General features: G+C 64.4%; 18 protein-coding genes. 9 read left to right on the top strand and 9 right to left on the bottom strand.

From position 1 onward, the window contains the following. Positions 1-5 precede the first annotated feature (5 nt). Both ACZ0BA_RS26370 and rnk read left to right on the top strand, forming a co-directional pair. On the top strand, positions 6-182 hold the full coding sequence (locus ACZ0BA_RS26370) for a hypothetical protein (protein ID WP_463454088.1): 177 nt from the start codon (positions 6-8) through the stop codon (positions 180-182). A 333-nt stretch (positions 183-515) separates the two neighbouring features. After that, entirely contained in the window at positions 516-923 is a 408-nt protein-coding gene (rnk, locus tag ACZ0BA_RS26365) for a nucleoside diphosphate kinase regulator (RefSeq protein WP_463454086.1), read from the top strand. Between the two features lie 90 nt (positions 924-1,013). On the opposite strand, the gene ACZ0BA_RS26360 is transcribed toward rnk, so the two are convergent. Continuing rightward, a complete protein-coding gene (locus ACZ0BA_RS26360) occupies positions 1,014-3,824 on the bottom strand; it encodes a M16 family metallopeptidase (RefSeq protein WP_463454085.1) in 2,811 nt (936 codons plus the stop codon). 111 nt (positions 3,825-3,935) lie between these two features. After that, the gene (locus ACZ0BA_RS26355) at positions 3,936-5,621 is read right to left on the bottom strand and encodes a M28 family metallopeptidase (protein ID WP_463454084.1); all 1,686 of its coding nucleotides are present in this window, start codon (positions 5,619-5,621) and stop codon (positions 3,936-3,938) included. Between the two features lie 129 nt (positions 5,622-5,750). On the opposite strand from ACZ0BA_RS26355, the gene ACZ0BA_RS26350 reads away from it, so the two are divergent. Further along, positions 5,751-6,569, top strand: coding sequence for a DNA-formamidopyrimidine glycosylase family protein (locus ACZ0BA_RS26350; RefSeq protein ID WP_463454083.1), 819 nt, complete (start codon positions 5,751-5,753; stop codon positions 6,567-6,569). On the opposite strand, the gene ACZ0BA_RS26345 is transcribed toward ACZ0BA_RS26350, so the two are convergent. Further along, positions 6,511-7,926, bottom strand: a complete 1,416-nt coding sequence (locus tag ACZ0BA_RS26345) for a GntP family permease (protein ID WP_463454081.1) — start codon at positions 7,924-7,926, stop codon at positions 6,511-6,513. The two genes, ACZ0BA_RS26350 and ACZ0BA_RS26345, sit on opposite strands and share 59 nt — an antisense overlap. Positions 7,927-8,034: 108 nt before the next feature. Continuing rightward, positions 8,035-9,891: a hypothetical protein gene (locus ACZ0BA_RS26340; RefSeq protein WP_463454080.1), complete on the bottom strand. Its 1,857-nt coding sequence runs from the start codon at positions 9,889-9,891 to the stop codon at positions 8,035-8,037. Positions 9,892-10,069: 178 nt separating this feature from the next. Here ACZ0BA_RS26340 and ACZ0BA_RS26335 point away from each other — a divergent pair, with 178 nt between their 5' ends. The 4 genes from ACZ0BA_RS26335 (at position 10,070) to ACZ0BA_RS26320 (ending at position 13,974) form a co-directional block, all read left to right on the top strand. Continuing rightward, entirely contained in the window at positions 10,070-11,242 is a 1,173-nt protein-coding gene (locus ACZ0BA_RS26335; RefSeq protein ID WP_463454078.1) for a TIGR04552 family protein, read from the top strand. Positions 11,243-11,323: 81 nt separating this feature from the next. Next, positions 11,324-12,358 (top strand): hypothetical protein, encoded by a 1,035-nt coding sequence (locus tag ACZ0BA_RS26330; protein WP_463454077.1) that lies wholly within the window; start codon positions 11,324-11,326, stop codon positions 12,356-12,358. A gap of 117 nt (positions 12,359-12,475) precedes the next feature. Beyond that, positions 12,476-13,489: a hypothetical protein gene (locus tag ACZ0BA_RS26325; RefSeq protein WP_463454076.1), complete on the top strand. Its 1,014-nt coding sequence runs from the start codon at positions 12,476-12,478 to the stop codon at positions 13,487-13,489. 26 nt (positions 13,490-13,515) lie between these two features. Continuing rightward, on the top strand, positions 13,516-13,974 hold the full coding sequence (locus ACZ0BA_RS26320; protein ID WP_463454075.1) for a hypothetical protein: 459 nt from the start codon (positions 13,516-13,518) through the stop codon (positions 13,972-13,974). A gap of 108 nt (positions 13,975-14,082) precedes the next feature. Here ACZ0BA_RS26320 and ACZ0BA_RS26315 read toward each other — a convergent pair whose 3' ends face one another. The 5 genes from ACZ0BA_RS26315 to ACZ0BA_RS26295 all read right to left on the bottom strand — a co-directional run bounded on the left by ACZ0BA_RS26315 (position 14,083) and on the right by ACZ0BA_RS26295 (position 24,193). Further along, the gene (locus ACZ0BA_RS26315) at positions 14,083-17,241 is read right to left on the bottom strand and encodes a S8 family peptidase (protein ID WP_463454074.1); all 3,159 of its coding nucleotides are present in this window, start codon (positions 17,239-17,241) and stop codon (positions 14,083-14,085) included. Positions 17,242-17,257: 16 nt separating this feature from the next. Further along, complete coding sequence (locus ACZ0BA_RS26310; protein WP_463454073.1) at positions 17,258-18,055, bottom strand: NF038120 family PEP-CTERM protein; 798 nt, start codon at positions 18,053-18,055, stop codon at positions 17,258-17,260. A gap of 423 nt (positions 18,056-18,478) precedes the next feature. Next, on the bottom strand, positions 18,479-21,127 hold the full coding sequence (pepN, locus tag ACZ0BA_RS26305; RefSeq protein ID WP_463454072.1) for an aminopeptidase N: 2,649 nt from the start codon (positions 21,125-21,127) through the stop codon (positions 18,479-18,481). An 87-nt stretch (positions 21,128-21,214) separates the two neighbouring features. After that, positions 21,215-23,272, bottom strand: a complete 2,058-nt coding sequence (locus ACZ0BA_RS26300; RefSeq protein ID WP_463454071.1) for a S9 family peptidase — start codon at positions 23,270-23,272, stop codon at positions 21,215-21,217. Positions 23,273-23,389: 117 nt separating this feature from the next. After that, a complete protein-coding gene (locus ACZ0BA_RS26295) occupies positions 23,390-24,193 on the bottom strand; it encodes a hypothetical protein (protein ID WP_463454069.1) in 804 nt (267 codons plus the stop codon). Between the two features lie 132 nt (positions 24,194-24,325). On the opposite strand from ACZ0BA_RS26295, the gene ACZ0BA_RS26290 reads away from it, so the two are divergent. Together ACZ0BA_RS26290 and ACZ0BA_RS26285 are read left to right on the top strand one after the other, a co-directional pair. Next, a complete protein-coding gene (locus ACZ0BA_RS26290; protein ID WP_463454068.1) occupies positions 24,326-24,904 on the top strand; it encodes a TetR/AcrR family transcriptional regulator in 579 nt (192 codons plus the stop codon). Between the two features lie 70 nt (positions 24,905-24,974). After that, entirely contained in the window at positions 24,975-25,685 is a 711-nt protein-coding gene (locus tag ACZ0BA_RS26285; protein ID WP_463454067.1) for an SDR family oxidoreductase, read from the top strand. Positions 25,686-25,774 lie beyond the last annotated feature (89 nt).

Raw genomic sequence — 25,774 nt, 5'->3', positions numbered from 1 at the left:
AGCTGGTGCATATTTCCAGCGGCCGCGACGGCTTCAACGATCGGCAGCATGCCGATCTGATCGACGTGATGCCGGCCTGCTATGTGCACGCGCCCTATATCGAGATCGAAGCCAAGTCCAAGGAAGAGGCTATTCGCAAGTTGCGCGCGTGGCAATCGGGCGCCGCCAGCACGGCGGTTTGACACGCGCACGTAGCGGCCCGCGCCCTGCCGGAGCTTGGTATATACTGGTTCCAGGCACCCTCGATATCGATTCCATCATGAACATGTTCCGCACTTCCGCGAGGAATCATTGTTCGTCCCTGAACGAGGGAGCATCGCCTGCGGCCGCCCCAACGGTGCGAGACTCCGCCGGCCTTTCCCGGGCTCGGTAAGCGCCTCGCGAGACTTCCCGGTCTTCTTCGCACTGCCGAGCCACCCCATAGCGACAACCTGACACGCGATCGCCCCCGCACGCGGCTGTGCCACGTCCGCCGTGCCTCGCTTATCTGCAACCACTTACCTGGAGCCATCATCATGCAACCGAAAATCATCGTCTCATCGCTCGACGCCGAACGGCTCGAGATCCTGCTCGACGCCCTGCCGCCCGCCCAGGCCGCCGCCCACGAGGGCCTGCTGGAGGAGCTCGGCCGCGCCGAGATCGTAGCGCCGGAGGACATGCCGGCCGGCGTTGTCACCATGAACTCGACCGTACGTTTCCAGATCGACACCCCGCGCGAGGAATTGCGCCTGACCTTGGTCTATCCGAGAGACCTGGCCACCACCGCCGACGCGATTTCGATCCTGACGCCGGTCGGCACCGCGCTGCTGGGCTTGTCCGTCGGCGACACCATCGACTGGCCGCGTCCCGACGGGCAACAGGTGCGGGTAAGCATCCTCGAGGTGTCGCATCAACCGGAACAGGCAACAGCGGCCGCAGGCTGATTTTCCTACCGCAGCCCGGTGTGCGGCCAAAAAAAATCCCCGACGGCGTCACAGCCGGCGGGGATTTTTTGCGGCCTTGTCGGCGCGCAATTACAGCGGATTGCCGTCGGCGTCGATCTTGCGCACTTCGCCCAGCTTGAGCTCGCGCACACCGCTCTCGACCTTGCTCATGTCGCCCACCACTACCCACACCAGCTTGCCCGGCGCGATGGTGCGCGCGGCCAGCGCGTTGGCTTGCTCCGGCGTCATCGCCAGCACCGTCTCGGTGAAGGTGTTGTAGTAGTTCTCCGGCAGCTTGTACTGCAGGATGGTGCCGTAGGCGCCGGCCAGCTGGCCGGCCGTTTCAAACGAGCCCGGCAGCGCCAGCGTTTCGTTGCTCTTGGCCTCGCCCAGCTCGCCGGCGGTGATCGGCTTGGCGCCGGCGATGTCGCCGTATTCACGCACCAGTTCCTGCAGCGCCTCCTTGGTCTTGTCGCTTTGCACCGGCGACGTGCTCAGGTACAAACGCTGGCCCACCGCCGGCGACAGGCTGGAACGCACGCCGTACGACCAATGCTTGTCCTCGCGCAGGTTCATATTGATGCGCGAGCCGAAGTTGCCGCCGAAGATGTTGTTGACCACACCAAGCTGCACCGCGTCCGGCGAGTTGCGCGGCGGCGCCAGCTGCACGCCGTAGATCACGCTCTGCAACGCGCCCGGCTTGTCCATCAAATAGACCACCGGCTTGTCGAACGGCGCCACCTGGGCAATGTTTTTCTTCGGCGTCTCGCCGGCCTTCCAGCCGCCAAAGGCTTTTTCCAGCAGCGGCGTGATCTCGGCCAGCGTGGTGTCGCCCACCACCAGCAAGGTCGCGTTGTTGGGCTTGAACCAGGCCTGGTGGTAATTGACCAGGTCGTCGCGGCCGATGCGGGCGACGGCCGCCTCCGTGCCGCTGCCGGTCAGCGGCAGCGAATAGGCGTGGCCCTTGCCATACACCAGCGCTGGAATCACGCGCAAGGCCATCGTCGATGGATTGGCTTTTTCACGCTGGATCGCGGCCAGCTGGTCCTTTTTCAAACGGTCCAGCTCATTTTGCGCAAAGGCCGGACGCAGCAGCACGTCGGCGTACACGTCCAGCGCCTTCGGCATCGTCGCCTTGAGCGCGTTGAGCTGCACGAAGGCGCCGTCGAGATTGGTGCTGACGGAGAAGTTTGCGCCCAGCGATTCGAATTCCTCGCTGATTTTGGCGGCGCTGCGCGTGGCCGTGCCCTCGTCGAGCATGTTGGTCGTCAGGCTTGCCAGTCCCGGCAATTGCTGCGAATCGGAGGCGTAACCGGCATCGACCATCATCGACAGGTTGACCACCGGCGCCGCATGCCGTTCGGCCAGCACCACCTTCAGGCCGTTCGACAACGTGGCCTTCTGCATCGGCGGCAGGTTCAGCGATTCGGCCTTGCCCAGCGCCGGCGGTTTGCTGCGGTCCAGCGCGGCCGTGGTGGCAAAATTGGTGGCGAACGGCTTGACTTCCAGCACATAGTCGCCGTCGGACAGCCAGGCGTTCATCGCCTGCTTGACCTGCGCCGGCGTGGCCGCCTTGACCGCCGCCAGATACACCTTGTAGCAGTCCGGATTGCCGGTGTAGGTGGTGCAGCTGGCCAGCAAATCGCTCTTGCCGCCGAATCCGCCCACGCGCTCGACAATGCGGGTGTACGAGGCCAAAATCGCCGTCTTGGCGATCTCCAGTTCGCTGGCGGTCGGGCCGGACTTCATCAGCGCGCGCAATTCCTCGTCGGCGATCGCTTCCATTTTGGCGGCATCGGCGCCCGGGCGCGCGGTCAACACGGCATAAAACTGGCCGGCGATTTCCGAGCTGTTGTTGCCGGCGCTGGCGTCGCTCGCCAACTGGTCCTTGTACACCAGCCGCTTGTAGAAGCGCGATGTCTTGCCGCCGCCCAGCACTTGCGCGGCCAGGTCGAGCAGCGGTTCGGTCGCGGTGTGTGCGCCCGGCACATTCCATACGCGATAGATCCGGCCCTGCGGCACCCGGTCCTCGACCGTGCCGCGATGGGTGCCGGTGCGCTTGGCGATCCATTCCTTGTGCTTGGCCAGCGGCGGGCCGGCCGGAATGTCGCCGTAATATTTCTCAACCTTCTCGCGCGCCTGTTCGGGCGTGATGTCGCCGGCCAGCACCAGCACCACGTTGTTCGGACCGTAATTGGCCTTGAACCAGTCTTGCACGTCGATCATCGACGCCGCGTCGAGGTCCGCCATCGAACCGATCGTCGTCCACGAGTAGGGATGGCCGGCCGGCCAGGTGTTCTCAGTCAGCAATTGGCGCGTGACGCCGTAAGGCTGATTTTCGCCCTGGCGCTTTTCGTTCTGCACGACACCGCGCTGCAGGTCCAGTTTTTTCTTGTCGAGCACGCCGAGCAGATGGCCCATGCGGTCGCTCTCGGCGAACAGCGCGAAGTCCAGCATCGAGGTCGGCACGTTCTGGAAGTAATTGGTGCGGTCGGGATTGGTGGTGCCGTTCAGGTCGGTCGCGCCGATCTGCTGCATGGAATTGATGTAGGTCTTGTTGAAATTGTCGCTGCCGCTGAACATCAGGTGTTCGAACAGGTGGGCGAAGCCGGTCTTGCCGGGTTTTTCGTTCTTGGAGCCGACGTGGTACCAGGTGTTGACGGCCACCACCGGCGTTTTGTGGTCCTCGTGGACCAGCAGGGTCAGGCCATTCTTCAGCACGAACTTGGTGTACGGAATATCGGGAATGGCGATGTCGGATTTGGCCGGTGTGCTCTTACTAGCCGCTGCGGGCTTCGCCGCTTCGGCGGCGGTCGCGGATTGCACGGCGCTAGCGGCAAGCAAGGCAATCGACATCGCGACGGACGCCGCGATCGTGGTACGGCGTGTGGACATGGTCATGCGGTATCTCCTCGTGATGGGAATGAGCCTTGTAATGTGCGTCCCTGCAAAAACGCGCCGGCATGATAGCCGGCGCGCAACCATTTTATTGCATTTTAGTTAAATATAAAACTATTTACGCTTGGCCGCCGTCGCATCGCGCGCCGCGCGGAACTCGGCGTCCGGCGCCCAGTTCGGCCAAGCCTTCGACTCGGCCAGATCGCGGCCCAGCGAGTACAACATGCCCAGGTCGTGCGCCATGCCCTTGAACGACCAGGCCGCACTCCATTCGTCCGACGGCTGGTGGTAGTTGTTGGTGGTGTAGCTCTCCTCGGCCTGTTTGCCGGCGCGCAGTCCGCCGTCGACGAAATCGTTGCCGGAACCGTAGGAAATAGCCGGCACGCCGCGCTTGGCGAACGGGAAGTGGTCGGAACGGAAGAAGTAGCCGGCCTCCGGTTTCGGATCGGCCGAGTAGACCAGGTTCCATTCCTTGGCCTTGGCGACCAGCTGGTCGAGCAGCTCGACCTTGGCGCTGCCGGAAATCGTGAAGTTGCGCGACACGCCCTGCGGGCTCAACGCGTCCATATTGATCACGCCGACCGTCTGCGCCAGCGGATACAGCGGATTCTGCGCGTAGTATTCCGAGCCCAGCAAGCCTTTCTCCTCGGCCGTGACAGCCAGGAACAGCACGCTGCGGGCCGGTGCCGGCGCCTTGCCGTAGGCGCGCGCCAGTTCCAGCAGCGCAGCCAGGCCGGTGCCGTTGTCGACCGCGCCGTTGTAGATCTTGTCGCCCTTGGCGTCCGCCAGGCCGACGCCGAGGTGGTCCCAGTGGCCGCTGTAGATCACCGTCTCGTCGGGCTTGCTGGCGCCGACGATGCGCGCGGCCACGTTTTTCGACGTGATCACCTGCGCGTCGACTGCGTAGTTGGCCGACAGGGTCACGTCCTTGAGCTGCACCGGCTTGAAGTCGCGCGTCTGCGCCAGCTTCTTGAGCGCCGCGAAATCCTGGCCGCCGCGCTTGAACAGATCGACCGCCAGATCGTGCTGTATCCATGCCTCCATCGGCGCGTGCGCCTCGGCCGGCTTCTTGCGCACGATGTCGTACATCACATTGGTGTTGGAATTCTTCACCGTCGGCCAGCCGTACGAGGCCGGCGCGGTCTCGTGCACGATGATGGTGCCCAGCGCGCCGCGCTTGGCCATTTCCTCGTACTTGTAGGTCCAGCGGCCGTAGTAGGTCATCGCCTTGCCGCCGAACTCGCCCTGGCCGGTCTCGAAATCGGGATCGTTGATCAGCACCACCGCCAGTTTGCCCTTCAGGTCGACGCCCTTGAAGTCGTCCCACTTGCGCTCCGGCGCGGTCACGCCGTAGCCGACGAACACCAGCGGCGCGTTCTTGAAATCGACCAGCTTGAGGCCGCTCATCGACGCGCGCACCGCCAGGTCGTCGCCCTGCTTGAGCTCCTGGCTGCCCTTGGCGTCCTTGACCGACAGCTTGACCGGGCCCTTGATCTCGAAACGGCCCAGCGGCACGTCCTGCGTCCAGCTGCGCTCGCCTTTTTTGCCTTTGACCGGATCGCCGCCCGGCTGCATGCCGGCCGCCTTGAACTGCTCGACCAGATAGTTGACGGTCTTGGTTTCGCCGGCGGTGTTCGGGCCGCGTCCTTCGAATTCGTCGGACGCCAGCACCTTGACGTCCTGCGACAATTTCTGCGGGCTGAATTCGGGACCGGTGGCCGCTTGCGCCAGGCCGGCGGCAAGCAGGGAAGTGATGAGCAGCGAATGTTTCAAGATAAACCTTTCAAGATAAACCTGCATGGGAAACAGATCGGCAATACTGCCATGAAACCACAAGTCCAGCAATCGAACGGCGCTCGGTGGGCTGGCGAACGGTGCGCTGCCGAGCGCCCGGGCACACTGATCCTTCATTGCGAACGGGAGCATTCCATGCCTGAAGGACCATCGATCGTCATCATGCGCGAGCAGACGGCCGGCTTCATCGGCAAAACCATCGTGCAGGCGAGCGGCAACACCAAGGGCGTCGACATGGACGCGCTGCGCGGCCAGCAGGTGCTGGACCTGCGCAGCTGGGGCAAGCACTTCCTGATCCAGCTGCCCCACCTGGCGCTGCGCATCCACCTGCTGATGTTCGGCAGTTACCGGATCAACGAGCGCAAGGACGCGACAGCGCGCCTGAGCCTGCTATTTGACGATGGGGACGAGCTGAACTTCTACACCTGCTCGGTCAAGACGCTGGAAGGCGACCTCGACAGCAACTACGACTGGCGCGGCGACGTCATGTCGGATCAATGGTCGGCGCCGGCGGCGCTCAAAAAACTGCGCGCGGCGCCGGACACGCTGGTGTGCGACGCCCTGCTCGACCAGGATATTTTTGCCGGCGTCGGCAACATCATCAAGAACGAAGTGCTGTTCCGCATCCGCGTCCATCCGCTGTCGACGGTGGGCGCGCTGCCGGCGGCCAAGCTGCGCGAGCTGGTGGCGCAGGCGCGCGTGTACAGCTTCGAATTTTTGGAATGGAAGAAAGCCTTCGTGCTCAAGCAGCACTGGCTGGCGCACACCAAACGCGTGTGCCCGCGCTGCGACCTGCCGTTCCACAAAGGCCATCTGGGCAAGACCAAGCGCCGCAGTTTCTATTGCACCAACTGTCAGAAGCAGTATCCGCCGGCGTTGGCGCCGGATGTGCCCCTTAAACCAGCCCGGTCACGTAGTAAACCGCGATCACAAAAAACACCGCCACCGTCTTGATGATGGTGATGCCGAAAATCTCGCGGTAGGATTGCTTGTGCGTCAGGCCGGTCACCGCCAGCAAGGTGATGACGGCGCCGTTGTGCGGCAAGGTGTCCATGCCGCCGCTGGCCATCGCCACCACGCGGTGCATGACCTCCAGCGGAATCTGCGCCGCCTCGGCCGCCCGGATGAACTGGTCCGACATCGCCGCCAGCGCGATGCTCATGCCGCCCGAGGCGGAGCCGGTGATGCCGGCCAGCGTGGTCACCGACACCGCCGCGTTGACCAACGGATCCGGCACGCTCTTGAGCGCGTTGCTGACGGCAACGAAACCCGGCAGCGCCGCGATGACGCCGCCAAAGCCGTACTCCGACGCCGTGTTCATCGCCGCCAGCAGCGCGCCGCCGACGGCCGCCTTGGTGCCTTCGGCGAAGGCGGCGCGCACCCGTCCAAAAGCCGTCACGACCACAAAGATGATACCCAGCAGCAGCGCGCCCTCGACCGCCCAGATGCCGATCAGCGCTTTGATCGGCGTGGTGATCGGCGCGTGCAGGCCGGGCAAGGCGTCGGCGGTTAGCGCGTAGCTCTCGCCGTACCAGACCGGTATCATTTTGGTCAGCGCGAAATTGACCACGCCCACCAGCACCAGCGGCGCCACCGACAGCAGCGGATGCGGCAACCCGCGCGCGGACGTCTGTCCCGCATCGGCGGACGCCGGCTTGGCCTTATCCTCGACGCCGTAGCCTTCGCCGGTGGCCATCACCGCGCGGCGGCGCCATTCCAGGAAGGCCAGGCCGGCCGCCAGCGTGGCGATGCCGCCTATCGTGCCCAGCCATGGCGCGGCCCAGCCCGTGGTCTTGAAGAACGTGGTCGGGATGATGTTCTGGATTTGCGGCGTACCCGGCAAGGTGTCCATCGTGAACGAGAACGCGCCCAGCGCGATGGCGCCCGGCATCAGCCGCTTGGGGATGTCGCTCTGACGATAGAGCTCGGCGGCGAACGGATACACCGCAAATACCACCACGAACAGCGACACGCCGCCGTATGTCAGCAGCGAGCACACCAGCACGATGACGGCGTTGGCGCGCGTACGCCCGATGTAGCGGATCGCCGCGACGACGATCGACTCCGAGAAGCCGGACATCTCGATCAGCTTGCCGAACACCGCGCCCAGCAGGAACACCGGGAAATACAGTTTGATGAAGCCGACCATCTTGTCCATGAAGATGCCGCTGAACACCGGCGCCACCGCGCCCGGATCGGTCAGCAGCACGGCGCCAAGCGCGGCCACCGGTGCGAACAGGATGACGCTGTAGCCGCGATAGGCGGCCAACATCAGGAACACCAGTGCGGCGAGAACGATCAGAAAGGACATGCCGGCTCCTACAATATTAGCTTCCTGCTATTTTAGGGTTAAACACAAGCCGCCGTCGCCCGCACGACCTTTTTTGCGCGCTTTTTTTCGCGCCTTTGTTCGGCCCGCTTATTTCGGCAGCACCGTTACGCCGCACATGCGGTAAGGATAAGGCTCCTTGCCGACGGCCGCCTGGTGGGTCGCGCAACTGCCGGCATCAAGCTCGAGCCCGTACTGCGCCAGATTTTGCGCGATCGTTTCGACGGTCGCGCGATCGAGCGCGGCCAGGTCGAGGCGGTACTTGGCCGGCAGGTCGAAGGTGCAACCGCCGTCCGGCAGGTTGCGCACCTCGACCGTGCGTTTGAGCAGCCAGGCCAGCTTGCGGCATCCGGACGGGCTGTCGGTCATGCCCAACGCTTGCGCGACGGCCAGCTTGCGCAGGCGCGAGCCGTCGCGATCGTTCCTGCTGGCGGCGAACAGCACATAGTGCGGGCCTGCACGTTCGGCAATCGCCTTTTCGCGCAGCGCCTGCCAGGCCGGCGATTGGGGGAAGCCGGTTCCGACCGAAATGACCTTGACCTCGTGCGGCAGAAAGATCGACATCCATGCCGACGGCGGATTGGGCTGGGCGAGGAAGACGATGCTTTGCGCCGGTGTCGCGAACGGCGGCACCTCGGCGCTGAACGCGCGCTCGCCCCACGCCTGGTGTCCCCAGTTAGCAATCGGAAAAACGCCAATCACCAGCAACGCCAGCGCCAGGCCCGCCAGCCGCTGCCGCGAAGGAGCCAGGTAGCGCCAGACGATCCAGATCATCAGCGGCGCCAGCAGTTCGAGCGGCACCAGATAGCGGTAGATGCTGAACATGCGCATCCAGACCACGTAGGCGACGGCAAAAAACACCAGCGTGAAGGCCCCACGCGGATCGAGCGACAGCGGCGCGGTGCGCGGCTGGCCGGCGTGACGGCCGGCGTTGGCGCCCGCCCCGGCGCGGCGCAGCAACCAGGCCACGGCGAACGCGGCCAGCAACAGGTACAGCAATGGCCATAGCGCCAGCTTCATCGACACCTCGGAGACGCGGCGCGGGTTGAAGGCGAAGATGAACGGCCACAGCAAATTTTCGATCCAGCCGACCGGCCGGAAATAGAAATCGATGACGCCGCTCTCGGTCGCCAGCGGGCTGTGGAAGATGTTGTTAAATTGCGGGAACAGCGGATTGCCAAAGGTGTTCCACATCTTGACGAACCACCAGCCGGCCGTGGCCGCCATGCCGACGAGCACGCCCACGCCGACCACCAGCGCCAGCCGCAAGCGCTGCCACCACGGCAGCGGCACCGTCAGCAAGGCCACGCACAGCGCCACGGCATAGGTCGCGTTGGTCAGCTTGAGTCCGGCGCTCATGCCCATGACCACGCCCGCGCCGGCCATTCCCAGCGCCGTCGCGGCGCGCCATTGCGGCAGCCCATCCCAGTGGCGCAGCACCATGTACAGCGAACCGAGCACGAATAGCGCCGTCAGGTTGTCGCCCATCGTGTTGCCGAGTTCGCTCAAGAATCCCGGCGCGAACATGCAGGCGCCGGCGAGCAGCAACACCAGGCGCTGGTGCTTGCCAACCAGCGCGCGCGCGATGCCCGCCAACAGCACGAAGTTCAGCCCGTGCAGCGCGCCAAGCACGAAACCGACCAGCGGCGGCGCCAACCAGCGGTTCAGAAAATAATACGGCAGGTCGATGGTCGGATTGAAATAGCTCTGGAACCCGGCAGGCGCCAGATCGACACCGATGCGCCCGGTCATCAACGCATGCGCGTTATACAAATGATAGTTGCGCATGTCCCAGCCGTCGTCCTGGCCGAGCCAGACCGACATCAGACCGAACAGCACGGGAACGAGCGCCACGACGAGGCGACCGGCGCGCGGATGATTGAGCCAGGCTGTGCGGCGGGCGAACCAGGCGTCGAAGGCCGCCAGGCGGATGTGCAGCGCTTGCATGACATTCCTCAGCATTGAAAACGAAAAATCAAGGCCGCCATTATAAGCTTGCGAAAAAGAAAACCCTAATCATTTGCCATTTGGCAATAAGAGACACTGTCGGCGGTAACCGGTGGTATCGATTGACGCTCGCGGAACAGGCTGCAATACTGGACCATCGCAGCCTTTGCAGGACGCTATGACCGAACTACGAGCCTCGCTGAAAAGCGGCGGCAGGTTCTCGCTGAACTGGAGCTATCTGAACGCCATCGCCAACGGCGTGTCGGCCATCGACCTTGGCGCGCTGGCGTTGCGCAACCTCCACGACGCGCGCCAGTTCGTGCGCGAGTACGGCTTCGACCTGGAGCAGCCGGCCGCCCCGGCCATCATTGCCCGCGCCCACCGCGAGGCGGTCGACTTCCTCGCCTGCACCTTCCTCGCCCCGGAGCAGGCCGGATTGATCCCGGACGAGGTCAGCCATCCCGACGATCCGTTGCAACTGCTGGTGTACGCCTCGCTGCGCGGCAACAACGTCGATGTGCGGCGCATGTGGTCGTGCGCCGTGCTCAAGGTCATGCACGGCATCTTCTACATCGACAACAACCTCAAGCTGCGCCACTTCCACGCCATCCGCGCGCAGGTGTTCGCCACGCTCGACGAGGTGATCCGCCACGACGGCGACCGCCACTTCCTCACCGACGGCGAGGTCTGCCTGCCGATGCTGCACTACGAGCGCAAGGACAACAAGGGCCGCAAGAGCATCCTGCTCAAGCTGCTGCAAAAGGCCGCCTACCTGGCCGCCGACATCTTCGACCACCTCGGCGTGCGGCTGGTGTTCGCCACCCGCTTCGAATGCCTGCTGGCGCTGCGCAGCCTGCAACGCGCGCACCTGCTATCGGTCACCAATGTCGACGCCGAGCGCACCCGCAACACCTTGCTCGACCTGGAGGCGGCCAAGCAGATCTTCAATAAATACCGCGCCCGGATCGAGCACAGCGACGACTATCCGTTCGAATTGCTGCGCACCATGGACGCCGAGCTGGCCGACCTGGCGCAGCCGCAGACGCGCTGCGACAACCCGCACAGCGGCAGCGGCTTCAACAGCATTCAGGTGACGGTGCGCAAGATGATCCACGTCCAGCCGGACCATCCCAACATTGGCGCCGGCGGCGAGCAGGAATACGACGTCGGCTTTTTCTTCGAGTACGAGATCCAGCTGATGGACCAGGCCAGCTACGAGCGCAGCCTGGCCGGCCCCGCCAGCCACGACGCCTACAAGCGGCGCCAAGTCGACACCGCGCGCACCCGCGTGTTCGGCCGCGACCTGCTGCGCTGGATCGAAGAGCAACAGCCGATGCAAGCCAGAAATTAAAAATTAGACAATTCATTGTCAGGCTGCTACGATGGCCGCCTTTTGCGCCGGCACTCCGCCGGCCTGGCAGCCTGGGTCATCATGAAACATCTCAGTATATTGCTCGCCATTGCCGCCACGCTTTCCGCCTGCGGCGGCGGCGGCTCCGGCGGTGGCGCCTCCAGCGCGCCCGCTGCGGTCGTCGACACCCGTCCGGTGGTCGATGTGGTACCGACCGCCGGCGATTTTTATTCGTACCGACAAGGACTTAATTTCACCACGGGCGAGCAGCCGGTGCCGTCGACGCCCGAGGCCACCCGGTTCTACACCAATGCGGTGCGCCAGGTCGGCAACGACGGTTCATGGGCGGAGACTGTCGCGTTGGCGACTCAAACCTCGCCCAGCACGGAATTTCGCTACCGAGCCGACGGCTCGCTGATGGCGACCAAGGATCAGGGTTGCAGCGTTACCTACACGGCGGTCAGCTACCTCGCACCGAAAGATCTGAAGGTCGGGGCCGAATGGAGCGAAAACTACAGCCACGTCGACAATGGCAACTGCTTTTTCGAGAACGAGGTAAAAATGACCAACAAGGCGGTAGCGTTGGAAACCGTCACGGTCAACGCCGGCACCTTCGACACGGTCAAGATCGTCTCGACGGGCCTCCCGGTAACATACCCGGGCTATACCGAAACGCGCGAAGAAACCGTTTGGTGGGAAACGTCGACCCATCGGCTCATCAAATCCGTCAGCCGTATCAACCACGTGTCGACCGACGGCAGCAAAGCGAGCTCTATCTCGAGTGGTGAACTGATCGGCTACGCCAGCGCCAAGCAGGGACGCCGGAATTTGAATATCGAGCGCTTCGCCGGTCCCTGGGCCGGATCGTATGCAGGCACATACAGTGGGCAGTGCCAAGGTCAAGTGAGCGAGACCGGCAAGCTCGACGCGGATTGCGGCGACGGTCAGTTCATCGTTCATGGCGACATCGACGTCAGCGGCAGAGGCACTTTCTACCTGACCGTGAATGGTGTCAAAGGCCCGAGTTTCAGCGGCGCCTTCGAATCGCTGTTGGGCATCAGCGGCGCCTGGTCCGCCGGCGCGGCATCGGGCACCTGGAAACTCGAACACCAATAATCGCGGCGGCGCGGCGGCGCGAGCGGTGCGCCGCCAAACGAGCCCCGGGGCTAACATCGAAAGATGTTGCCGGAGAAGATATTGTCATACGCCCCACACCGCTGCCGCCTTCGCTGCTTGCTTCGCTACCTGCTCCTGGCGGCGCTGGCCGGCTTTGCCGGCGGCGCCGCCGGTCAGGACGCCCCGGCCCGCGTCACCGTCAGCGCCACCCGCGATCCGGTCGACAAGTCCTATCGAAAAATGATCGCCGGCATGGACCGGTTCGAGCGCAACCGCGCGCTCGCGCCGCAGGCCTCCCTTCGCTTCCAGTTGCTGCCGCGTCTGCCGACCACGCGGCTCGACGGCATCACCTTGCGCGTGGTCGGCGACGCCGTCACGCTGCCGGTACCGGTGGCGCCCGATCACACGTTTACCCTCGACCGCAACAACCAGGCGCTGCGCGAAGACGCGGCGCTAATTGCCAGCAGCAAGACAAGCACCCTGACCTGGCGCGCGCAGGTGCGCAGTCCCAACGTGCCGCCCGGCATGCGCCGCCTCGGCGACCTGCGCCTTGAATGCCAGGTCGGCGCCGAAGCGGGACTGCTGTCGAACAACGCCACCGTATTCGCCTGGCTGGGCGAACTGCTCACCGATCCCGACCGCGTCTGCTCCTCCGTCGACGGCAACTACCTGTTCTTCGCCGAGCGGCCGCTATTCGGCGTCACGCTGCGCGACGGTGCGCGCACTGAAACATTGCCGTTTTCCATGCTGTACGCGGGCGGCACGCAAACCCCGGACACCCTGCCCTTCTGCGATTGCCAGGTCTTGCTCGACCGCAGCTTCTATGCGCCGATCTGGGACCGGGGCTGGCCCGACGATACGCTGGTGTCGTTCGACTACATGGACGACCCGTCCGGCCCCGGCGGCGTGGCCGTCGCCGACAGCCATCGCACGACTGCGCAAATGCGCGCCGCGCTCGGCCCGGCCATCGAAGTTAGCTTCGCCAGCGGTTATCAGGTCTGGCGCTATCAATATCCCAGCGCGAAGCCGCCGGCAAAGGCGGAAGGCGGCACACCGGTCACTGCTGAATTTGTCATCCTGTTCGGCCCAGACGGCGTCGCCCGCAAAGCACGATTGAGCGAGCCCTTGTAATGCCGCGACGAATGGATCATGATGAAATGATGACTATCCCATTCCGCCCCCTACGCCTTGCCGCGGCAAGCCTGTTGATATCTGCCGCCAGCGCCTGCGGCAGCGCGCCGCCGCCCGCCTCTTCGACGGCGGCCGCCGCACCGGCGCCGGTGGCCGGCAAGACCGAAACGCTGTGGAAAAAAATCCAGGCCGCAAACGCCGACACCAGTTGCGACACCCAAAGCCAATGCCACACGATCGGTGCCGGCTCCAAGGCCTGCGGCGGTCCGGAGCGCTACATCGCCTGGTCGAGCAAAAACAACGATGGCGCCATGCTCAAGGAGTTGGTCGAACAGCACAGCGCGGCCCGCCGCGCCGACGACAAGCGCGACCAAATGATGTCGACCTGCTCGATGATCAGCGACCCCGGCGCCGTCTGCCGCGCCGGCCAGTGCACCCTCAATCCGGGCGGCGGCAGCACCACCAATCCAAGCAGGGCGGATTAGCGAAGCGTAATCCGCCAAGCTCCGCCAACGGCCTAACCAGCAAGACCAAACAAAAAAACCCGCAAGCCCAACAGGCCTCGCGGGTTTTTTACCACCACATCCCAACGCTTAGAACGCCAGCGCCTCCTTGGTGCGCGAGTTCTTAAACAGCGGCAACGGATCGGTCGTATCGACATCGATCACCGTCGCGCCCTGCTTGACCCCGCCCAGCAGATAGTTCACCACGCCCACATGGCGCTTGCCGGCGTCCAGCCCGGACCAGCTGATACCCACGCTGGCGGTGCCGCCCACAGTGGCCGTGCTTGGCAGAACGACTTTCAGGTTGCCGGCGGTCGAAGGCTGCACCACCCAGCTCGACAACGCATAAGTCGCCTGTCCACCGTTCGGACGGTAACCGATCACGCAGACGTTGTAGTCGCCGGCCGCCGGCGCCACCATCTGGATGGTTTCGTTGGCCGTGTCGCTGCCGCTGCTGAGGATAGGCGTGTTGCCGCGCATAAGGATCAAATCCAGGTCCGAATCGCCGCTGACGGCGCCTGTCGTGTCCGCATCGAACAACGAGAAGCGCGCCAGCATGGTGCCTGCCGGGATGGTCACCGGATGCAGGTTGACGCCGGGTGCGGCGCCGGCCTGGCACAGCGCCGCGTTGCTCTGGTTGGTATTGGCGGTGGCGATGGTGCGCGTCTCGCGAGTAGCCGGCAGCAAGCCGCCCTTGACCGCGCTCATGGCGCCGGCGAAACCGGTGCCGACCGTGACGATCTTGCTGCCGGTGGTCGCCTCGCTATAGACGCTGGCCGCCGCCGACAGGCCGGTAGCGCGCGCCGTCAGCGGGCTGCGCACGACATGGGTGCCGTCTTTCCAGGTCAACACGCCGTATGCCCAGGTGTCGAGCGGCGCACCATTGCGGGTCAACTTGACCGTGTAGCTGGCCTTGGCGCCAGCCGCCAGTACCAGCGTGGACGGCTGCACCGCCACCGTGAAACCCGGCAGCGAAGCGGTCGCGTTGTAGGTCGCGGTGGTCTTGCCGACGTTGGTGACGGTGCGCGTCAAGGTCAGGTTGCCGAGCACGTTGGCGGCGGTCAGCGATGCCAGGTTCAGGTTGTACGCGGCGATGCCGCCGCCGATCGAGGTGCACTGGGCGGTGGTGTAGATCAAGCCCTGGCCGCACAGGAAGCGCGCGTAATCGAGCGGCGCGATGTCGTACACCAGGCCGGGATCGGCCGCCGAGTTCGGCGCGATATGGCCGGCGCCCTGGCCCCATGGCAAGGTGCCGGCGTTGGTGGCGGACGTGTCCCACGCGACCTTGGAGGTCAGGCCGTCGCTGAAGGTGTCGGTGGCGCTGGTCATCAGCGCCGACTTGATGGCCGACGGCGTCCAGTCCGGATGCAGCTGCCTGAGCAGCGCGGCCACGCCGGCCACGTGCGGCGAGGCCATCGAAGTGCCGCTGTAGAAGGCCCAGTCGGTCACCGGCGCCGGCGCTCCGGCGGCCACGGCGTCGCGCTGCGCGCGCGTCAGGTCGGCGGTGACGGCGGCCAGGATGTCGGTGCCCGGCGCGGTCATGTCCGGCTTGAGGATGTTGGCGTTGGCCACGTTCGGGCCGCGCGACGAGGAGCTCGACATGATCGGCGCCTTGATCGTCGGATCGAAACTGGCGCGCAGGTTGCCCAGCGAGGCGACCGCCGTGTTCGGATTGGCGGCGATGTAGCTCTTCAGGATGGCGGTGTTTTCCTTGGCGATATGCACCGTCGAGACGGTGTGCGCCTGGTTGATGATGGTCGCCGCGCTGCCTTCGATGTTGGCGATCACCACGCCGACCGCGCCGGCCACCTTGGCGTTGGCGCTCTTGTTGACCAGCACGTTACCGCCGCGGTCGCACACCAAAATCTTGCCGGCGACCTTGGCCGGGTCCAGCAGCGGCGCCACGGCGTCGCTGGCGCCATAGCAGCGGTTCAACAGGGCCAGATCGGCGCCCGGCAGGCCGGCGTCCTTGGCCAGCACCAGCGGCGAGGTCGGCGTGTTGGCGTTGCTCGACGCGCCGGTCAGCTTGGCGCCGCTGCCGGTGACGGCGTCGGCCAGGTACAGGCGGTTGTGGGTCGAGTTGCCGACCGAAGCGAGCCATGGGCTGATGTGGCCGACCGGTGCCGGCGCGGTCGCGCCCGGTCCCTGGTTGCCGGCCGAGGTCGAAACGAACACGCCAGCGGCGGTCGCGCCGAGGAAGGCCTGTTCGGTCGCGTCGGCGAACGAGCCACCGCCGGCGCTCGAACCGATCGAGAAGTTGATGACGTTGACGCCATCCTTGACCGCCTGGTTGATGGCCGCGACGCTGTTGGACGGGGCGCAACCGTTCTTGCCGGTGCCGGCATCGGTCCAGCACACCTTGTAGGCGGCGATGCGGGCGCGCGGCGCCATGCCGCTGACCTTGCCGAAGTTCAGTCCGCCGGTCACGGCGGTCACGCCGGCGTTGCCGGCCGCCGTGCTGGAGGTATGGCTGCCGTGGCCGCCATGGCCTTCGGTGCCGGCCACCGAATCGCGCGCCGACAGGAACTCGGTCCAGTGCAATTCCAGGTTAGGCTCCTTGAAGTAGCGCGCGCCGATCAGCTTGTTGTTGCAATTGGCCACGCCGAAGCCCTCGCCCGTGTCGCAGCTACCTTTCCATGTCGCTGGCGGCGCGTCGTAGACCAAGGTCGAGCCGCTATGGCTCGGATTGCCGTCGCCGTCGACGCGGTCGGCGTAGCTCGGGTTCTCGGGCCAGATGCCGCCGTCGATGATGCCGACCACGATGTTCTCGCCGGACAGACCCTTGCCGCCCAATTGCTCCCACAGGCCGCCGGGCTGGTCCAGGCCCAGGAAGGTCGGGGTGTAGCTGGTGTCGAGCTCCATGAGGGAGTCGGCCGTGATGGCGGCCACGCCGCTGTTCTTTTTGAGCGCGCGCACCTCGTCGTCGGTCAGCTTGGCGGCAAAGCCGTTGAACACGACGTCGTATTTATGGGTGATCTCGGCGGCGTTGATCGTGCTGATGACCTCGCTCTGCTTGGTATCCAGATAGTTGATGTACGCCTGCACCGAGGCGGCGTCGACATTGAGGCGCTGGCCCTGGGCCGGCATCGTCGCGGCCAGGCCGGCGACCTGGCCGGTGTAGGTGGCGACCGGCTTGTCGGTCAGTTGCACGATATACGAGCGGCGCACGGACTCGGCATTGGCCGGGCCGGCGCCGATCAGGGCGGTGGTCAGCAGCAGGACGGCGGCGGAAATAGGACGGAGTTTCATGTAATGTGTTCCTTGCTCAGGCGTTGATCGTGGTGGCAGCGGCTGCGGCGGCGCGCGACTTGGCGCGGCGGCGCGACATCAGGCCCACCAGACCCAGACCCAGGCCCATCATGGCGTAGGTCTCAGGCTCCGGCACAGGCGCGACCGGGCCCACGGCGCTGAGGTTGAGGTTATCGAAAGCGAACTGGGCCTGGTTCTCGGCGCCCGCCAGCGGGCTGTAGCAGCCACCGGCGCCGTCGAACAGGCAGGAACGAATGACCAGACTGCTGAGGCTGACATTACCGAAAGCCGTCAGCGCGGTGGTGACGAACGGCGAATTGCCCTGTGCATTGAGCAGCGGGAAATCGTAGGCGACCGAAATGGTGGCGCCATCGGTGCGCGTGCCCAGCAACGTCAGCTGACCATACGAATAGCTGGGCAGGCCGCCGAGCGGCGCCAGGAAGGCGTAATCGATGCTCGACACCTGGAAGGCCGCGTTGTCGCCGCGCGCCACCTTCAGGCCGCCATCATTGACGCCCAGGTAGAAGTGGCTGGTGTTGCCGGTCGGGCAGGCGGCGATCGCGCACAGGTAGGGGTCGTTGCCGTCGCCGACGGCGCCGGCGAAACCGGTGCCGTCCGGGCCGGCGGCCGGAGTGTCGAGCACGGTCATGGTGTAGCCGTGCTCGCTCAAGGTCTCGGTGCCGGCGTAAATCGACGGGGCGATGGATTCGAAATCGATCACGGCAGCCATGGCTGGCGTGGCGCTCATCAGCGCAAGGGCGCCGAGGATGGCGCCGGTGAATTTTTTCAGTTGCGCTTGCTTCGTGTGGTTCATTTCACTGCCCTTTTGATGAAAGTAATGGCGCCATGGCCCGCCGGTCGGATCGCCCGTGGGACCTATGTCTACTCTTTGTAGGTAACAATGAATATAAACAAACAACACATTTTCGGTAACTTAAGATTAAGAGTTATTATTCACTAATCATAAATATTTACCAAACAAAATCCGGCCCGCACTATGAAAGCGACGTCATCAACTTGTCACGAAATTGTGCAGATTTCATCACTTTTCTGTTGTTCTTTTACAAAACAAGAAATCCTAAACGAAACCAACCAACGTCGAAAAAACTATCGGAATGAACTAAATTCCTGCATTATTCAGCCATCTGCGCGCTTGTCGCTTTCATCCTCCGACAAAGGCCTCAGGCGAAAAAAAAGCCAGCGCATGGCTGGCTTTGTGACGTAACGACAGGGGCAACTAAAATACTGTCATTGCTTTCTTTATGGAAACACAACGCTCATCTTCCTGATGTTTTACCAAAAGAGAACGTTTAGTTCCGGTCGACAAGTCCGGTAATTTAACAATCGCCGCCTGTAAGCGCGCTACGCTGGCCGGCGTGCACGCCGCCGGTATCATCGTCTCCGCATACGATCGCATAAAGACCGGACCGGCAACCTTGTCGACCTGCCCCAGCGTCGACAACCGCTGATCAGCGCTGAGCTCGCTCAACGCGCCCTGGCCGGCGGGATACATGGCCCCCATCGCCTGACGGATCTTCGAAAACGGCAACTTGGTTTGCAGATCGCCGATATTGGCAAGCCACTCGGCCTTGACCTTGGCGTCCGGACGGATCACGCGCGCGGCCAGCGCGGCGGCCTGCCCGCTATCGGACTTGTCGCGTTCCTGCTCGGCCGCCAACAGCGCCTCGCTGCCCGCGAAGGCAAACCGGTTCAGGCGGTTGACGATATCCCAACGCACGTCCTGGCTGACATTCAGGCCCGGCACTACCAGCTTGCCGCTGAGGATGTCGGCCAGTTGCGTCAGCGCCTTCTGGCTGCTGGCCACGCCGACGAAGGTGGCAAACCAGCGCCGCTGGAAATTCTTGTCGGCGCTGGCGGCACCGGTCGCCGTGAACGCCATCTGCTCCAGCTGGGCGCCCACCTTGGCCCGGTACGCGGCCGCCTGCGGCCCCATATCGTCGAGATAGGCCCTGGACTGCGCCACCTTGCCAAGGATGTTGCCTAGCAGCGTGTAATCCTTCTCGCCCGGCGCCTGCGTCAGCACGGTGCCCAGGAAGGCGTTCAGCGGCAGCTTGCCGTCGCGCACGCTGTCCCACAGGCTTTGCCACAGCATCGACCGCAGCAACGGGTCGTCGACCTTGTTCAGCCCCGCCTGCGCGGTGGCGAACGATTTCTTATCCAGCTGCACCTTCGCGTAGCCCCAGTCCTGGTAGTTCGGATACACCAGGTCCGGACAGGCCTCGCCCTTGAGTTCCGGCACGGCGGTGGCGGCGCCCTTGTAGGTCACCGCGACGTTTTTGCCGAGCGACATGCCGTCTTTGCCCAGATTGAACAGGCCGATCTGCACGCGCTGCTCGCGCAGGGTCGGCATGGCCGCGCTTGGCGCGCTCTGATGCAGGCTGAACGATTTGATCTTGCCGCCGGCGCAGCTGAACTCGGCGGCGATGGTGTTCACGCCCGGCTCGTACAGCCATTCGCGCGTCCATGGGCCGAGGTCGCGGTTGGCGGCCTGGGCCAGGCTGCCGATGAAGTCGTCGAGCCTGGCGTTCTGGTAGGAATACTTGACCAGGTAGTTGTGCACGCCCTGGCGGAACACCTCCTCGCCCAGCAGGTGGCGCAACTGCTTCAACGTCGAGGCGCCCTTGGAGTAGGTGATCGCGTCGATGTTGTCGAAAGCGTTGGCGGTCGACGGCACCGGCGTTTCGATCGGGTGCGTGGTGACGCGCTGGTCCTGCGTGTACGCTTGCTGCTTGGCGTTGGAATAGAAGCTCTGCCAGGCGTGGCTGAACTCGGTAGCCTCGGCCGTCGCCAACGTGCCCATGAAGGACGCGAAGCTCTCGTTGAGCCACAGGCCGTTCCACCATTTCATGGTCACCAGGTCGCCGAACCACTGGTGCGCCATCTCGTGCATGATGACGCCGGCCAGGCTCTCGCGCTGCGCGGCCGTCATCTCGTCCTGGTGCAGGAAGGCGCGCTCGGCGAAGGTGATCGCGGCGGCGTTTTCCATCGCGCCGTACAGGAAGTCCGGCACCAGCAGCTGGTCGTATTTTTCGAACTGGTAGGGCACGCCGAAGTACTGATCGAAGAACTTCAGGCCACGGCTGGTGTAGCTGAACCAGTCCTTGGGCGAGACTTGCGCAGCGACCGACTGGCGCGCGAACAGGCGCATCGGATACGGGCCGCTGTTGTCTTCCCACACCTTGTAGGGGCCGGCGTGCATCGAGAAGTTGTACGGGCTGAGTTTTTTGCTGCGCGGGAAGGTCCAGCGCTTACCGCCATCGACCTCGGCCACACCCGATTCGCGCATCGTCGACGACACCACCCAGTCGGCCGGCGCGGTGACGCTGACCTGGAAGGTGCCTTTCAAGTCCGGCTGGTCGAACAGCGCGAACATCTGGTGCGCGGCGGCCGGTTCGAAGTGCGAATACGTGTAGACGCGGCCGTCGACCGGATCGACCATGCGGTGCAAGCCCTCGCCGTTGGTGCTGTGCAAGCGCGTGTAGGCGATGGCGACGGTGTTGCGTCCGGCCTTCAGATCGCCCGGCGCCACGGTGATGAACCACTGGTTGTATTGCGGCGTGACGGCCTTGCCGTTGACGGTCAGGCTGCCGATGGTGGCCTTGTCGAGGTCGATGGTCAGCGGCTGGCTGGCGTCGCTCAGGTCGAACGTTAGCGTTGTCGTGCCGGAGAAGGTTTCCTTGCCGGTCAGCGCGAATTCAAGCGTGTAGTCGACATTGCTGACGCGCGCCGAACGGGCGGCCGCGTCCTCCTGCGACAGGTAGGCGTTCTCGGCGCGCGCGGCGGTGGCGTTGGCTGCGGCGGCGGTGTCGGCAATGGCCGCGCCATAAGCGAGCACCAGCGCTGCGACGATCATACTTTTTTTCATGTTCACATCCCTCAATATGGAAACGCCCGCGATGTGGGCGGGCGTCGGGCGTCGGATCGGGCGATCCGGCACAGCTTATTTTTTAGCTTATTTCTTCAAATACGTATCGAGCCAGTCGATCACGGTGTGATGCCACAGCACCGAGTTGGCGGGTTTCAGCACCCAATGGTTCTCGTCCGGGAACACCAGCAGCTTGCTCGGTATGCCCTGGCGCTGCAGCGCCGTGAACGTGCCCAGACCCTGCGAGGTCGGAATCCGGAAATCCAGATCGCCCTGCACCACCAGCATCGGCGTCTTCCACTTCTTCACCTGCAGCGCCGGGTTGAACTTTTCGTGCTTTTCCGGCACGTCGTAATACGTGCCGCCGTTTTCCCACTCGGTGAACCACAGTTCCTCGGTGGCATACGCCATGCCGCGCGTGTCGAACACGCCGTCATGGTTGACGATGCACTTGAAGCCGTCGGACCAGTTGCCTTCGATCCAGTTCATCATGAAGCCGCCGTACGACGCGCCCAGCGCACAGCTGCGCTCGCGGTCCAGCCACGGGAATTTTTGCACCGCCGCCGCCAGGCCCTTCTGCAAATCCTCGAGCGGCTTGCCGCCCCAGTCGCCGCTGATCGAATCGGTGAACTTCTGGCCGTAGCCGGTCGAGCCGTGGAAATCGATGAACACGGTGGCATAGCCGGCGCCGGCGTACACCTGCGGGTTCCAGCGATAGCTCCACGAGTTGCCGAAGCTGCCCTGCGGTCCGCCGTGCACCAGGAAGGCGATCGGGTACTTGACGCCGGGCTTGGCGTCCCACGGCTTCATGACGTGGCCGTAGACGGTCTCGCCGTTGGCGCCGGCGAACGAAAACTGCTCGGATTCGCCGAACTTGACATCGGCCAGCGCGGCCTCGTTCAATTGGGTCAGCTGCGTGGCTTTTTCGCCGCTGCCGCCGAGCTTAAATTTGTACAACTGCGCGCCGGACGACAGGTTGGTCTGCGCCATGACGATGGTGTCGCGCGCAACATCGAAAGCGCTGACGGAGCCGGCGCCGGTGAGCTTGCTGACCTTGCCGCTGGCGGCGTCGATGCGGAACAGCGGATGCTGGCCGACATCGTCGGCGGTCGCCAGCAGCGCCTTGCCATCCGGCGTCCAGCGGTAGTCCGCGATCGAACGATCCCAACTATCGGCGACGGTGCGCTTCTTGCCGCTGGCGACGTCGACCAGCACCAGGTGGAAGCGGTCGGCCTCGAAGGTCGGCTTGTCCATCGCCAGGTAGGCCAGGGTTTTGCCGTCGGGCGAGTAGCTGGCCTTGGTGTCCCAGGCCTGGTTGTCGGCGCTCAGGTTGGTCGGCGCGCCGCCGGTGGCCGGCACCGTGTAGACGTCGTAGTTGGTCGACCATGCCTCGGTCTTGCCGGCGATGCGCGCGGCGAACACCACCGTCTTGCCGTCGGGGCTGAAGCGGTACTCGTCGCGGTCGCCGAACGGCTTGGACGGCACGTCGCCGTCGAGCGCGCCGCTCAGGCTGACCGGCTGCGCGCTGACCTTGCCGCTGGCGTCGATCGGCGCCGAGTACAGCACGTTGTTGCGCCCGTCCGCCCAGGTATCCCAGTGGCGCACGAACAGCTTGTCGTAGAGCTTGCCGCTGGCCTTGTCCTTGGCATTGGCGTCCAGCCGCGCTTTGGTGCAGGCCAGGTCGGCGCAATCGCGGAACACGGCCAGGCTCAGCGCCAGGCGGTCGCCCTGCGGCGAGACGCGGAAGTTGTCGACGTCGAGCGCGAGGTCGGTGACCTTGGCCGCCTCGCCGCCGGCCAGCGGCAGCCGCCACACCTGCGACGAGCCGGAACGGGCCGACAGGAAATAGACGGCGTCGCCGTTGGGCGACCATTCGGGATCGCTGCTGCTGGCGTCGGCCTGGGTCAGGCGCACCGGCGCGGCCTTGGGCGCGCGCAGGTCCAGCATCCACAATTGCGTGTTGCCGCGGTTCTTGTCCATATTGGTGGCGCGCACGGTGTAGACGACGCGGGTAGCGTCCGGCGACAGCGCAGGGCTTCCGACCCGTTCCATGTTGACCAGGTCTTCCACGGTGAAGCCGCGCGGCGCGGCCATGGCGCTGGAGGCCGCAACAGCGGTCCCAAGCAGCAGCAGGGGTAATCTCATTCGGGGATCTCCGACGTTGTAGAAAAATACCGGCTGGTGGCCGGTCGCCGAGCATCATACCAAGTTCGCGCGACGGCAAGTAAACTGTTACTTTACGCAACGTTAGCGCTGCCGCTGCTAGTGGTGCCTGGGGAAGTCGGTGACGAACTGGCGGAAGCCCGGCGTGTTGCGCGCCTGGGCGATGGCCAGCCAGTAAGCCTCGATTTGCGGCTGGTGCTTTTGGTAGAACGCCTGGTTGACCATCAGGTAGACAGGTGTTTTTTGAAACGGCGCCGGCAGCATGTCGATCTGTCCCCGGTACTTGCGCGCGATCAGCTCGGCGCCCTCATCGCGATCGGTCACCACCGCCGCCACCCGGTTGCCGGCCAGCTTGGCGAACACCTGCTCCACGCTCGAGGCGCCTTCGTCGACGACGATGTCCATTTCGCGCAACATCGGCATATGCAGCAGATCCGGCTGCGCCCCCACCGGCTGCCGACCCAGGCCGGTGAAGCGCTGGCCGTCCCAGGCGACCGTGCCGCCGCGCCGGCGCGATACGGCAAAGTTCAACTCGCCCACGCTGCGTGCCGGATCGGGCTGCGCGCCCGTCATCGGATAAGCGCCGAACGCGGCGCGCTCGGGCGTGAAGGCGGCCAGCATGGCATCCACCTCGCCTTTGCGCAGGCGGTTCATGCACTGGGACCGGGGCGCCACGAGGCGGCGGATCGCCACCGGTTGCAGCGCCGACGCGCGCCGCAGCAATTCCAGCGATTGACCGCAGCCGTCCGGAAACGTCATCGGCGAAAACGGCTGGTCGAATATGCACACCGTCAGCTCCAGCGGCGCCGCCCGCAACGACGCGCTCACCGTCAAACCCGGCAACAGGATGGACAGCAATGACAGTAACGACACGCCGATCCCGGCCTTGGCTTTGGTACGCACAGTAGACAATCCATATTCACCATCGGTACGCTAACTATATAGTTGGTATTCAACATTTGTCTATGAAACAATAATTACGTCAGCGACGAAACAACGCTTGACTTATCTAAGACGACCGGTCATATTACGCGTATGCCCAAACCCAATGTCAAAGAACAAATCGTCGCCTCCAGTCTCACCCTGCTTCACAGCAAGGGCTTCAACGCCACCAGTGTGCAAGACATCACTGCGGCGGCCGGAGTGCCGAAAGGTTCTTTCTACAACCACTTCACCAGCAAGGACGAGCTGGGGGTGGAGGTATTGCGCCGATACACCGAGCAGGCCGGACAGATCGGCGCCGTGTTGGGCGATGCCTCGCTGCCGCCGCTGCAAAGGTTGCGCGACTACTTCGGTTTGATGGTCGCCTCCAACGCGGCGAGCGAATTCAACTGCGGCTGCATGCTGGGCAATTTCAGCACGGAGCTGTCGAACCAGGTGCCGGCAGTCCGCCAACAGGCGCGGCAGTCGTTCGCGTCGATGGGCGCGATGCTGGAACAAGTCATCGCACTAGCCCAGCGGGAAGGCGCGATCGCCAGCACCCGCCCGGCTGTTGAGCTTGCCAACTTTGCCGTCGATGCCTGGCAAGGAGCGGTACTGCGCGCCAAGGCCGAGCAAGACCGCGCGCCGCTGGACCGCTTTGTCGACGTGCTGTTGAACCAGATTCTCGTGTAATCGTTTTTTTTCTCCGGTTTTAAGATGACCGGTCATATTGTAAGTTGAACCGCTACTGAAAGGTATTATCATGAACGTCAAAGACTCCGTCGTCCTCGTCACCGGCGCCAATCGCGGCCTGGGCAAAGCATTGGCCGAAGCCGCCCTCAAAGCGGGCGCGCGCAAGGTTTACGGCGGCGCCCGCAATCCGGCGTCGGTCACCCTGCCTGGCGTCACGCCGATCAAGCTGGACGTGACCAATGCCGATGACATCGCCGCCGCCGTCCGCGCGATTCCCGACCTGACCATCCTGATCAATAACGCCGGCATCTTCACCGGCACCGATCTGACCGCGCCCAATGCTTTAGCGGTGATGCAACAGGAACTGGACACTAATTTCTTCGGCCCGATGGCGCTGAGCTCGGCCTTCGCACCGGCGCTGAAGAACAATGGCGGCGGCGCCATCGTCAACGTGCTGTCGGCGCTTGCGTGGATCACGCTGCCGGGCACCGGCACCTACAGCGTCTCCAAGGCAGCGGCGTGGGCGCTGACCAACGGCCTGCGCGGCGAGCTGCAAGCGCAGAATACCCAGGTGCTGGCGGCGCACATGGGTTACATGGACACCGACATGGTGGCCGCGATCGAAGCGGCGAAAACCGCGCCGGCCGAGGTCGCGCGCCTGATCGTCGCCGCGCTGGAAAACGGTGACGACGAAGTGCTGGTCGACGACATCTCCAGGCAGGTCAAGCAGGGCCTCGGCGCACCGCGCGGCGCTTATCTGGGCACGCCGCCGGCGGGCTGATTCCACCGCACCGCAACAAAGCAAGCCGCGCCATTACAGGCGCGGTTTGATACAAAACTTTTTTTGATAGTGACCCGCAAACGCTCACA

The sequence above is a fragment of the Duganella sp. AC917 genome (assembly GCF_979258245.1).
Note: the sequence above shows the minus strand (reverse complement) of the source record. Positions and strands in the feature narration are given on the sequence as shown.